We start from the raw sequence: 12,592 nt of genomic DNA on the forward strand, positions 1-12,592 counted from the left end.
GAGCCCAGGAGACCAGCCCAGGAGGTATGCCGTGCCCGGCATCCAGGAGACCCAGCTGTACTGCCTCGCCGACCGCCGCTACTACGAGACCCCGGCCCGGCTGCCCGACGAGGACACCCGCTACCCGCTCGACCGCGCCGAACCTCCCGAGGGCTGGCGGCGCGGCACCACCGGGCTCTGGACCGCGCTGCACCCCGCGTCCGCCCGACTGCCGGAGCAGGGCTGGAAGATCCACGTCTCCACCGTCCCGGAGGAGGCCGAGCGCACCCTCGCCGACACCGCCCGGATCTGCCTGGAACAGGGCGTGCCGTTCAAGTTCCTGCGCAGCGCACGCGCCCTGCACCTGATGTCGGCCAAGTACATGAACCGGTCCGGCGCGGGGAAGTTCCTCACCCTCTACCCCGACGGCGAGGCCGCGTTCCTGCGCCTGCTCGACGCGCTGACCCGGGCCCTGGACGGGCGCAGCGGGCCGTACATCCTCAGCGACCTGCGGATCGGGAACACGCCCGTCCACGTCCGCTACGGCGCCTACGTCGAGCTCTGGTGCCGGGACGCCGAGGGAGAACGGGTCCGCGCGATGCGCCACCCGTCGGGCGAACTCGTCCCCGACACCCGGGGCGTGGTCTTCCGGATACCCGAGTGGGTGACCGTGCCCGAGGAGCTGCGCCCCCATCTCGCCGCCCGCGCCGCAGCCCGCGACGACGGGTTCCCGTACCAGGTCACCAAGGCGCTGCAGTTCTCCAACGCGGGCGGCATCTACCTGGCCGAACACCGCACCACCGGACAGCGGGTGGTGCTGCGCGAGGCCCGGCCGCACTGCGGCCTCGACCCCGCCGGGCACGACGCCGTCACCCGGCTGCACCGCGAGCACCGCGCGCTGACCCGGCTCGCCGGACTCGACTGCGTGCCCGAGGTGTACGGCGTCCGCACGGTCTGGGAGCACCACTTCCTGATCGAGGAGCACATCGAGGGCACCACCCTCTTCGACGAGATCGTCGAACGCTTCCCGCTGGTGCGCGGCGAACGCACCCGGGCCGAACTCGACGCCTACTCCCGGTGGGCCGAAACCGTCACCGCCGGTCTCGCCGCCGTTCTCGACCGGATCCACGCCCGGGGGCTGCGGTTCGCGGACGTGCACCCCGCCAACGTCATCATCCGTCCCGACGGCCGCGTGGCCCTGATCGACTTCGAGTACGCCACCGACCTCGACGACCGGGACACCCCGCTGGCGGGCGCCCCCGGACTCCAGGCGCCGCCCGGCGTCGGGAAGGGGGTGGAGGCGGACGACTACGCGCTCTGGGCGATCTGGCTGCACCTGCTGATGCCGCTGATGGAGGTGTCCGACCACGACCGGGGCAAGGCCCTCAGCCTCGAACGCTGGGCCCGCGCCCGGTACCGGCTGGGCCCCGACGCCGGGCCGCCGCGACCGGCCGCCCTCCGCCACGGCCTTCCCGCGGACAGCGGCGAACCGACGGTGGACGCGCTGCTGCGCGGCCCGGCGCCGGACTGGCCCGGCATCCGCGCCCGCCTCCTCGCCGGCATCCGCGCCGGGGCCACCCCGGAGCGCACCGACCGGCTCTACCCCGGCGACCTGGCGGGCTTCGCCACCGGCGGCGCCTGCGCGGCCCACGGCGCCGCCGGGGTGCTGTACGCCCTGCACCGCGTCGGCGCCCCGGTTCCCGAGGAACACGTCGACTGGCTGGTCCGGGCGGCGTCGCGCCGCGCCGCGGACGCCCCCGGCGGGCTGTTCGACGGGCTGCCCGGCATCGCCCTGGTGCTGGCCCGGCTCGGCCGCCGCGAGGAGGGCCGCGAACTGCTCGACCGGGCTCTGCGGGCGCCCGTCGCCGCCTCCGCCGATCTGCGCACCGGCACGGCGGGCACGGCGCTGGCGGCCCTCCGGTTCGCCATGATGACCTCGGGCGGTTCGGACGGGGCGAGCGTTTCGGACGGGGCGAGGGGCTCCGGGGGCTCGGGCGGTGGCGCCGCCGGCGTCGGCGTGCTCGACGCGGAACTCGTCGAACGGGCCCTGTGGACCGCCTGGGAGCTCGACTCGCTGGTACGCGACGAGGCCGTCGACGGCCCGCCCGCGCCGCACTCGGCGGGGCTGATGCGGGGGCTCTCCGGGGCCGCTCTGCTCCAGCTCGAACTGTACGCGGCCACCGGCGAGGACTGGCTGCTCCGGGCCGCCGGGGCGGCGCTGGCCCGGGAGGCCGGGCACTGCGTGGACATGCCCGGCGGCAGCGTGCAGGTGAAGGACGGGAAGCGCCATCTGCTCTACCTGGACCAGGGCAGCGGCGGCATCGCCCTGGTCGCCCAGCGTTATCTGGCCCATCAGGCGGACCCGGCGCTCGCCGCGCTGCTGCCCGGCGTCGAGGAGGGGTGCGTCCTGGAGTTCGTCCGCGAGCCGGGACTGTTCACCGGCCGCGCCGGGCTGGCGGCCACCGCCCACCAGCTGGCCCGCGGCGGGACCGGCGGCGTCGAGGAATGGCGCCCCGAACTGCTGGACTCGGTGCGCAACCTCTCCTGGCACCTGGTCGCCGAGGAGGACCGGCTGCTGGTGCCGGGCGCACGGCTGCGCCGGTTCTCCGCCGATCTCGCCACCGGCGCGGCGGGGGTGCTGCTCGCCCTGCACACGATGTTCGCGGCGCCGGACGAACGGCCGGACCTGCTGGACGTGCTGACGCTCGGATGACGGCGGGGCCCGGACGGCCCCGCACGGACTGGGGCGGCCGGACGGCTCCGGGCGGCTCCATACGGCTCCACCACGGCCCCGCACGGCTCCATACGGCGGCGGGCAGGTCACCGACGGCCCGCCGCCGTATGGAGCTGTCGGGGTCGTCCAGGGCGGCCGGGCTGCCGGGGCCGTCCGGGCCGCCGGGGGCTCACCCCACCGGCTGTGCGCTCACCCCACCGGCTGTGCCGCGCGGGGGCCCGGCGACGCCGGCCCACCGGCGTCCGCCGCCCCGGCCGCGGCCGGGGCGGCGGACTGCTCCCGGGCGTACAGCGCGGTCAGGCGCGGGAGTTCGTACAGCACCGCGTGCGCGGTGACCTCGCCGCTGGGACAGGTCACCACCCCGGCGTCGATCAGCGACTCCACCGCGCGCAGCGCCCGGCGCTCGTCGCAGCCGAACGCGGCCGTCGCCTCCGGCAGGGTGAACGGCCCCTCGTGGACCGTACGGGCCAGCCGGGCCAGCGCCGGGCGGCTCCCGGGGGACAGGTCCTGCCAGCCGGAGGCCAGCCGGGCCCGCACCGAGACGTCACCGGCGACCAGCTCGTCCAGCGCGGCGTCCGGGTCGGCCAGCCGGTCCGCGTACTCGGAGAGCGGCAGATGCCGCATCACCGCCAGCCGCATCCCGCTCACCCGTACCGCCAGCGGCAGGCGTCCGCAGGACTCCGCGATCCGCAGCGCCGAGGCCCGGTCCATGCCCACCCGCCCCGGCCCGATCAGCCGGCCGAGCAGCTCCAGCGCCTCATCCGGGTCCAGCGGGGGGAGCGCGACCCGGTGCACCGGGGCCAGACCGGCCAGCTGCCCCCGCGCGGTCAGCACGAACGAGCTGCGCCCGGCGCCCGGCAGCAGCTCGCGCACCGTCCCCTCGTCCGGCACATCGTCGAGGACGACCAGCGCGCGGTGCCCGGCCGCCCAGAGCCGCCAGTGCTCCGTGTCGGGCCCCGGCCGTCCCGGTCCGGCCGGGGCTGCCGCTTCCGACGCCGCCAACCGCCCTGCGCGGACCGCCCATTGCTCCGGGGCCGCCAGATGTTCCGGAGGCCCGCCGGCGGCGGCCCTCCGGAGCAGCTCCCCGACCAGCTCCGCGTGCGGGCGCGCCGCGCCCCGTTCGTCGCGGACCCGGATGTGGAACAGCCCGTCCGGGTAGCGCCCCGTCAGGAGGCGTGCCGTCCTGACCGCGAGGGCCGACTTGCCGGTCCCCGCGCCTCCGGTGATCAGCACCACCCGGCCGCCGTCCCCGCCGCCCGTGGTGTGCGCGCGGTGAGCGGCGCCCGCGCCCTCCGGGGCGCCCAGGACGTCCAGCAGTTCCCGCAGCTGTTCGCCCCGGCCGGTGAAGTCGGGCACCACGGCGGGCAGGGCGACCCGCGCCACGGGCACGGGGGCGGGCATGGGCATGGGCATGGGCGCGGGCCCGGGGGCGGGCGTCGGTGCGGGCGTCGTCTCCGGCGGGGGAGGGGCCTGGGGCGGCGGGGGCGCGGGCGGCGGATCGGCCGCCGGCGCGGGCTCCGTCACCGGTTCCCGGGCCGCCGGCGCGGGCTTCCCGGTCACCGTCGCGGAATCCCGGGGGGCCGGCGTCCGACGGGTCGGCGCGGTCTGCGCGCGGGGGCGGTCGGCGCCGTCCTGGCCGGTCAGTATCGCGCGGTGCCGGGCGGCGATCGCGGCCCCCGGCTCCAGCCCCAACTCCCGGGCCAGCAACTGCCGGTAGTCGTCGTACACCGCCAGCGCCTCGGCCCGGCGACCGGTCCGGTGCAGCGCGTCCATCCACGCGGTGCGGATCCGCTCGCGCAGCGGATGCCGTTCGGAGAGGTCCCGCAGCCCGTCCACCACCACGGACGCCCGGCCCAGCGAGATCTCCGTCTCCGCCCAGTCCTCGTGCACGGTCAGGCACCGCGCCTCCAGCCGTTCCGCCTCGGCGGCGACCTCCGGGGAGTCGCACAGGCCGTGCAGCGGCGGACCCTGCCACAGATCCAGCGCCCGGCGCAGCAGACCGGCGGCGGCCCTCGGGTCCCCCTCGTCGGCGGCGCGCCGCCCCGCAGCCGCCAGTGACCGGAAACGCAGGGTGTCCAGCTCGTCCTCGTCGACCCGCAGCAGATAGCCGCCGCAGGAGTGCACCAGCCGCTCCCGCCCGGCGCGGTCGCCCCTGCCCGCCGCGCCCGTCCGGCCCGTCCCGTCCATTCCCTCCGCGCCGCCCGGCCCGCCCCGCCCGTCCGTTCCGTACGGGCGGCGCGCACCCAGCAGGGCCCTGGCCGAACTCACGTACACCTGAAGGTTCTTGCGTGCCGTGCGGGGCGGCGCGTCCGGCCACACCGCGTCGGTGAGGACGTCCACCGGCACCGGGGTGTTGGCCCGGCTGAGCAGCATGGCCAGCACCAGCCGCTGCTTACGGGGACCGAGCGGCAGCGGGCGCCCGTCCACGCTCCCGGACAACGGACCGAGGAGCGAGAGGCTGAGCGCGCCGGGCGGCGACGCGGGCGTGGGGGGCGGGATCATGGACTGGGCCTCCGAGGAGCCGGGAACGGACAGCGGTCCTGCCGGTCGTACCCCTGGATGGTCCGCCGGGAGGGAGCGCCCCCGCATCGGTGCCGGTCCCGCAAGTTCCGTGCGGGAGCCCGACCAAACCCGCCCCGTGCCCCCATGTTGCGCGGCCCGGCCCCCCACACCCGCCCGTACGCCCGTCCAGGCCCGCCCCGGCGGCGGCCCGTTTTTTTGCCGACCCGCTGCTCTGCCCGTACGGCCGCCCACGCCCGCCCGCGGGGCCGTGCCGTGCGCCGTGCGACGGCGGGCGTCAGTCGTGCTCCGCCGCGCACTCGGCGGAGAAGTCGCAGAGCGCCGCCCGGTCCGAGCGGCCCGTCTTGTTCAGCAGACTCGCCATGTGCTTCTCCACCGTGCGCGGCGAGATCGACAGCCGCCGGGCGATCTGCTGGTTCCCCGGCCGCTCCGCCAGCAGCACGAAGACCTCGTACTCGCGCGGGGTCACCCCGCTCGTCCGCAGCGGGGCCGGTATGCGGTCCCAGCCGCCCCGGTGCTGCCCGACGCTGGCCCCCGCCTGCCGGAGCCCGGCCCGGCAGGCGGCGGCGACCGGCTGGATCCCCGCCCCGTAGAAGTACTCCTCCGCCATCCGCAGCCAGCGCACCGGTTCGCCCCACCCGTCGGCGAGCGCCGCTCCGGCGACCAGCCGTAACCCCAGATGGCGGGCGAGCGGGAAGGCGGCGGCATCGCCCACGGCGGCCCGCACCGCCCGCGCCGCCCCGTCCGCGTCGCCCTCCCTGCCCCGCAGCACGGCATCGGTCAGCCGCAGGAAGAGCTGGTTCCAGGCCAGGTCCGCGCCGGGGCCGGCCAGCACCTCGGCGAGCTCCACCCGGCCGTCGCGCCCCTCGATGGTCCGCAGCAGCGGGCGCAGACCGTGACGCCCGCTCAGATAGAAGAAGCTGGGGTGCTCGCGTTCCCAGGCCAGCGAGGCGTCCAGATCGGCCAGCGCCCGGTCCCGGTCCTCCTCCAGGAGCGCGGCGAAGGCACGGCACAGCCCGAGTTGCAGGGGTACGAGCAGCGACTCCTCGCCGCCCGCCCGGCGGAACCGGGCCAGGGCCCGCTCCAGGTCCCGTCTTCGCCCCCGGTGCGCCGCGAGAGCCGCCGAGGCCAGCAGCAGATAGCGGTGCGCCCCCAGGTTCCGTATCCGGGCGCTGGCGGCCACCGAGCGCTCGATGATGTCCTGCGCCCCGTCCCACTCGCCGCGCATCACCGCGTTCATGGCCAGCAGCCCGTCCACCGTCTGCGTCGGCACCAGCGCGCCCAGCGACTCCGCGGCCGCCCGAGCCGTCTCCAGCCGGGCCGGATCCCCGGTCCGCATGAACGTGTTGGCCCCGAGCCGGACCAGCGCCTCCACCCGCCACACCGGCAGGGCGTGCTGCTCGGCCACCGACAGCATCCGCTCCAGGCAGGAGTCGGCCTCGTCGAAACCGTGCTCCCGGGACAGCAGCGCCAGCAACTGCCACGCCTGGCAGGCCACCACGGGCAGGCTCCGTTCCTCCGCCACGGCGGCGGCCCGCCGCGCCGTCTCCCGGGCCGCTTCCTCCTGCCCGGGGCGGACCTGGCCGGGCAGCAGCGCCAGATGCCCCTCCACCACGTCGAGCGCCGCCTCCTTCTCGGGCCGGGGAGACGCGCCGAGTACGCCCCGGGCGGCCCGGATCTGACCGGCGGCCTCCTCCGTGCGCTCCGCCATCACGGCCGCCCAGGCGATCCGGACATGGGTCTCGCCGCGATCCTCGGCGGCCTTCGAACGGGCCGGCACCGGGGGCAGCTCCGCCGCCAGCGTCAGAGCCGTGTCGAGCTCGCCCGCCTCGGCCCGCGCGACCGCCAACGCCTCCATGACGGCCCGCGCGTCCGCCGTGTGGGCCAGCGAGCGGGCCCGCTCCAGCAGGATGACCGCGGAACCCGAGGCGCCCGTCGCGAGCATCCGCCGCCCCACGGCGGCGAACTGCCGGGCCGCGCCGTGCCTGTCGCCCCCCGCCATCTGCAAGGAGGCCATCAACTGGAGCTGCTCGTCGCTCAGTTCATGCGCCACCGCCTCCAGGGCGTGCGCCGCGCGGCGGGCCATCGCGGCCCGCTCGGCCGGGGCCAGCGAAGCCACCAGCGCCTCGGCGGTCAGCGCGTGCCGGAAGGTGTAACGGTCGGGGTCGGCGCCGTCCGGCGCGATGATACTGGCCTCGACGGCGGAACGCAGATGGCTGAACAGGGTGCGGTCGTCCAGCCCGGTGACCGTCTGGAGCACCGTGACGGAGAACCGGCTGCCCAGCGTGGCCGCGCACCACAGCAGGTCGCGCACCGGCGGGTCGAACCGGTCCAGCCGCCGCGACCAGCTGCGCACCACCCCGGTCGGCACCGCCGCGTCCGGACTGGAGAACGCCTGCCACCGGTCGCCGGCGCGCCGCAGCTGCCCCGAGTCGAGCAGATCGGCCAGCAGCACCTCGACCAGGTACGGGTTGCCGCCCGCCCGCCCGGCCAGTCGCTCGTGCGTGGCCCGCGGCACCTCGTCCGGGGTGGTCTCCAGACAGGAGGCGGCCATCTCCCGCACCTCCCCGTCGCCGAGCGGCGCCAGCTCCCGCACGGTGGCGACCTGCCGCTGTTCCGCGGAGCGCACCAGGTCGAGCGCGGCGCCGGGCTCCGGCCGCAGCGTGCCCAGCAGCAGCACCGGCAGCTCCGCCACGTTGTCGATGACGTACTCCACCACCGCGATCGTCTCGGTGTCGGAGTCGTGCAGATCCTCCAGCAGGATCACGCACCCGTGCTCCTGCCCGAGCACCGACAGCAGCCGCAGCAGCGCCTCCGCCAGCTCGACCACCGTCTCCGGATAGCCGGGCGAGGAGCCCTGACGCCACTCGGGCACCAGCCGGGCCAGCGCCGGACGGTACGGGTCCAGCTCCGGGTCGGTGGGCGGCCCGGCCGCCCGGAACCGCGAGGACAGCGCCTCGACCAGTGGCCGGAACGGCACCACGACCCCGGTCGACGTCGCCCTTCCGCGCAGCACCGGCATGTCCCGCGCGTACGCCCGGTACGCGCACTCACCGACCAGCCGGGACTTGCCGATGCCCGCGTCCCCCACGAAGAAGACCGCACGCCCCGAACGTCGCGACGCGTCGTCCAGGGCGTTGCCCAACAGGCCGGTCTCCGCGACTCTCCCGACAATCACCGACGAAGTGGCACGCATGGACGCAGGCTACTTGACCCGAATCCGTCGGGGGAGTACGCCAAACATCTTGTTCCGGCCAGTACTTGGGATCCGATCAGATCACGGTCATCGTGGTCCACGGCAGGTCGTGCGTGTAGCCGGACTCGCCCTCCGAGACTCTGAGCAGTCTGCTGCGCAGCCCGAGACCGCCGTGCCCGCCGAGCGCGATCAGGCCCGCGGGGTGCTCGGTGGCGCCGTCGTCGAGGACTTCGGTGGTGCGGAGGACCGACATGTCGTTGGTCTGCATGATTCCTGCCTCTTCTCGTGAGGGGTTGTGAAGCGATCCCTGAATCCGAATGGTCCGAAGTGGTCGGTTCCCGAGCGGTCCCGGGTGGTCCCGAGCGGTCGGTTCCCGAGTGGTTCCCAGTGGTTGCCAGTGGTTCCCGGAGCGGCCGGCCCGTCGCGGCGCCCCGACGCGCAGGGTGTAAGCGGCAGGGACCGGCCGGAAGGCGCGCCCGCCGCGGTGTCACTGCCCCCGCCGGCCACCGCCCCGCCCGTCTCAGCCCGGGGAGACCGGCGCGGCGGGCCCGGCGAGCAGCAGCAGTGACGGCACCCGGTCGGGGAACCCGGCCCGCAGCAGCCCGTGCCCGATCCCCGCGAGCCCGGTCAGCAGCCCCGGATGCGGCACCTGGCCGGGCGTCCCGCAACGGGGCCCGGCCCGGTCGGCCGCCGCCAGCAGGGCCCCCGCCCGTTCCACCCAACGGGTGCGGGCGCTCGCCGTCGTGCCCAGGCGCAGGAGTTCGAGCACCCCCAGCTCGCCGTGGCACAGGCTGTCGTCGAGCGGCGGGTCGGCGTGGGCGAGCTCCGCCACCGTCTCGGCCGCCCAGGCCGCCAGCCGGGGATCGGCCCGCGCGGCGGGGCTGTCCAGCACGGCCAGGGCGACCCCCGTCCGGCCCCGGCACCAGGAGGCGCCGGGCCCCACGGCGCCGGTCGCGGACCGCAGCGCCGCGAGCCCCGGAGCGCGGTACGCCTCGCCGCCGCCCGCCTCCGCGAACCGCAGCAGCGCCCAGCCGATCCCGGCGGCCCCGTCCGCGAACCCCGCGTCGTCCGGCAGCGGCGCGTCGCGCAGCAGCCCGGCGCAGTGCTCCGCGCCGCGCCACACATCGGCCCGCCCCGTCGCCCGGTAACCGGCGAGCAGGCTGACCAGCCCGCCGGCCGTCCCGCCGCGCACCCCGTACTCGTTCTCCGCCACGGCCGCCGCGCGCGTCAACCGCAGCGCGGGCACGATCAGTTCACGCAGACGCGGGTCGTCCAGCGTCTCCGCGACCTGTCCCAGCGCGTACGCGATGCCGCCGAGCCCGGCGAACGCGCCGGAGCCGACCGGGCCCAGATCGTCCGGGCGGGTGTGCAGCGCGTCCAGCAGCCCGGCGAGGGGCGCCAGCGCGTCCCGGGCGGCCGCGGCGTAACGGTCCGCGCCGGTGAGCGCCGCGAGTTGGGCGAGGAAGTGCGCCGCCCCCGTGTAGCCGCTCGCCAGATCTGCGGCCATCGGCCCCAGCCGCCAGTAGCGTTCGCCGAGGAGCTCCAGCCCGATCCAGTTCAGCCGGTCCGGCCCGGAGTACGCCTGGGACACCAGCTCGTCGCCGACCGACCGGGCCGCCGCGAGCAGGTGCTCCGGCTCCGGGGCGGTCGCCGCCGTACGGACCCTGCGCGGCCCGGAGCCGCAGCAGTGGGCGGGCTCGCGCGAGGTGGTCACCATCGCGGCCTGGATGATCCGTTCCTGGTCCTGCCGGTCCACCGTGTCCATCGCGGCCAGCTTCGCCCGGACCCGGGACAGCCCGGTGCGGGCGAGAACTCCCGCGAGAGAGCGGCCGGTTCCGCTCCGCAGGCCGGTGCAGTCCGGCCGGGTGGTGAACAACGGCACGTCCCCCGCCCACAGTTGGGCCAGTTCCTCGTCCAGCAGGCCCGGCAGCGCGGCGGGACCGAGGACGTCGGTGCCGAGCAGGGCCAGCACCTCCTGCCGGTCGCCCGCCTCCTTCATCAGGTCCGGGTGCGTGGACTCGTCGAGCAGCGTGGCGTAGGCCCAGGTCGGCCGGGCCACCACCCGGACCTCGTCCCGCGCGAACTGCTCCAGCAGGCCGCCGGGGTGCAGGAGTTCGGTGCGGGCCCGGCTGATCGCGGTGTATCCGGCGCGGAACCCCGCGCACAGCGCCCGGGTGAAGGCGGACGGATCGGCCGGAGTCCCGGTCAGCCGGGGGCGGTTGGCCGATTCGCCGAAGCGGCCCGCCCGCCGCACCAGCCGCATCCGGTCCGTTCCCGCGTCGGCCCAGTCGGCGGTGCGGACCGGGGAGGGGGCGGCCTGGCCGCCGCCGATGCCGGACATGTCGAGCGCCGTCTCGTCCCCGACCAGGAGCTGCGGCAGCAGCCCGACCCGGTGCACCGAGTCGTGCAGGGCGCGGGCGGCCGGATCGTCCGACCCGGCGACGGACAGCGGCGGATGGAACAGCGTCTCGACGTCGACGAGCACCGGGTGCTCCCCGTCCGCGATCAGGTTCTCGTAGTGCAGATCGGTCCCGTCCAGCGCGTGCAGCAGCGCCAGCAGCGCGCCCTGGCGGCGGTAGAAGGCCTCGACCTGCCGGGGCGAGCGGCAGGGCCGTTCGACGGCGAACTCCACCCAGCCGTACTCCCCCCGGTCCAGCACGGTGAGCGCCCGGAGCCCGGGGGTGCCGGGCAGCGCGTTGAACCAGCGGACGAGGTCGTTGAAGTGCCGGTGCGCGGCGAGCGGGCGCGGCTTGTAGACCAGCCGGGAGCCGTCCTCGAACCGGAGCAGCATCACGGTCCGCCCGCCCCGGTGACCGTCCCCGGCCCCGGGCTCGACCCCCACCAGCCGGGCGCGCCGCCCCCGCCCCGCCCCGCCGTCCGCCGCTTCGTGCGCGGCTCCGTCCGCCGTGCGGCCGTCCGCTCCCCGGCCCGTTCCGCCGCCCGTTCTCCGGTCCGTCGCTCCGTTCGCCGTGCCGTCCGCCGTCCCACTGAGCGGCGCCGGCCGGTCGGCGGCGAACCGGACCAGCATCTCGGCGAGCGCGGCGGCGGCGTCCAGCGCGGCCCGTGCCAGGATCCGCGCCAGCACCGGATACTCGGCGAGGAGCGCGGCCAGCCCGTCCCGGGAACCGGTCCGCCGCACGAAGTCCGTGAACCGGTCCTCGGGGCTCTCCCCGGCCAGCCGCCCCGCCTTCCGCGCCAGATGCAGCTCCAGGACCAGGGTGCGGGCCGCGAGCCGGGCCAGCCGCCCGGCCAGATGCCGTTCGAAGTCCCGTTGCACGCAGTCGAGTTCCACGTACGGGTACGGACCGGGGGGCAGCGCCTCCCGTACCTTCTCCGCCGCGCGTGCCGTGAACGGGGCGAGGACGCGCTCGAAGCCGCGCAGCCCGGGGAACCCCTCCCCGCCACCGGCCTCCGCCCGCTCGGGCGCCGCGGCGACCGCCTCCCGCACGAACACCGCCCAGTCCGGCGTGCCGTCCGGCGTCCGGCCGGCCGCTCCGGCCGGTGCGCGGTCCGCCGCGGGGTCGGGCGTGTGGCCCGCCGTGCGGTGGAGCGTGCGGTCGGGCGACGGTTCGTGGACGGCGGGCGGTCCGCCGCCGGCGGGCCGTTCGCCGGAGGTCAGCGCGGGCCACCACCAGGGGCCGCCCGGGCGGGCGGGACCGGGGGCCCCGGGCCGCCGCGCCGCTGCCGGACCGTTCGTCCCGACCGCCCCCGCGGCCGGTCCCGCGGCCGTCGACGGACGTGTCACGGGGGAGACGCACAGCCGTCCGCCGCCCGTCGCTTCGTCACCCGTCATCGCACCTCCTCGGTCCGGCGCCGGCACCACCGGTCCGCCACGCCCCATACTCCCGGCGCGCCCCCCGGAGGGCATGGGGGCGGCGCCCCCATCTTCTTGGCCCTGGCGCGTATCCGGGGGCGGGGGAGGACGGGGCGCGGCCGGGCGGCGGGGCGGTTTCCCGCGTACGCGTCACGCGAAGGGCGGCCTGGGCGCGGGCCGGGCGGCTTCTCGCGTACGGGCGGTATCAGGGGCCCGGCGGGGAACGGAGAACCGACGGGGCGGGGGACGGAGAGCCGACGGGATGGCCGAATCCCTCACACTGCCCGCACCGCGCACGGGGGAGCCGCGAGCCGAGGGCCGCCCCGAGTCCACACGTCCACGGCGCGGC

At 76.8% G+C, this 12,592-nt stretch carries 5 protein-coding genes; 1 reads left to right on the plus strand and 4 read right to left on the minus strand.

The window, feature by feature from the left end:
• Positions 1-31: 31 nt before the first annotated feature.
• Complete coding sequence (gene lanKC / locus WA762_RS17605) at positions 32-2,692, plus strand: class III lanthionine synthetase LanKC (protein ID WP_335936715.1); 2,661 nt, start codon at positions 32-34, stop codon at positions 2,690-2,692.
• A 210-nt stretch (positions 2,693-2,902) separates the two neighbouring features.
• Here lanKC and WA762_RS17610 read toward each other — a convergent pair whose 3' ends face one another.
• The 4 genes from WA762_RS17610 to WA762_RS17625 form a co-directional block, all read right to left on the minus strand.
• Positions 2,903-5,215, minus strand: coding sequence for a BTAD domain-containing putative transcriptional regulator (locus WA762_RS17610; protein WP_335936716.1), 2,313 nt, complete (start codon positions 5,213-5,215; stop codon positions 2,903-2,905).
• A 295-nt stretch (positions 5,216-5,510) separates the two neighbouring features.
• Positions 5,511-8,429 carry a helix-turn-helix transcriptional regulator gene (locus WA762_RS17615; protein ID WP_335936717.1) on the minus strand — a complete coding sequence of 973 codons (2,919 nt, stop codon included), beginning with the start codon at positions 8,427-8,429 and terminating at the stop codon, positions 5,511-5,513.
• Positions 8,430-8,505: 76 nt separating this feature from the next.
• On the minus strand, positions 8,506-8,697 hold the full coding sequence (locus tag WA762_RS17620) for a hypothetical protein (protein ID WP_443080616.1): 192 nt from the start codon (positions 8,695-8,697) through the stop codon (positions 8,506-8,508).
• Between the two features lie 252 nt (positions 8,698-8,949).
• Positions 8,950-12,222: a type 2 lanthipeptide synthetase LanM family protein gene (locus WA762_RS17625; protein ID WP_335936718.1), complete on the minus strand. Its 3,273-nt coding sequence runs from the start codon at positions 12,220-12,222 to the stop codon at positions 8,950-8,952.
• Positions 12,223-12,592 lie beyond the last annotated feature (370 nt).

Source organism: Streptomyces tyrfis (genome assembly GCF_037034285.1).
Taxonomy (GTDB): Bacteria; Actinomycetota; Actinomycetes; order Streptomycetales; family Streptomycetaceae; genus Streptomyces.

Coding starts and splice junctions, on each gene's coding strand:
- WA762_RS17615 (WP_335936717.1), bottom strand. CDS start 8,429: ATGCGTGCCACTTCGTCGGTGATTGTCGGGAGAGTCGCGGAGACCGGC.
- WA762_RS17610 (WP_335936716.1), bottom strand. CDS start 5,215: ATGATCCCGCCCCCCACGCCCGCGTCGCCGCCCGGCGCGCTCAGCCTC.
- WA762_RS17620 (WP_443080616.1), bottom strand. CDS start 8,697: ATGCAGACCAACGACATGTCGGTCCTCCGCACCACCGAAGTCCTCGAC.
- WA762_RS17625 (WP_335936718.1), bottom strand. CDS start 12,222: ATGACGGGTGACGAAGCGACGGGCGGCGGACGGCTGTGCGTCTCCCCC.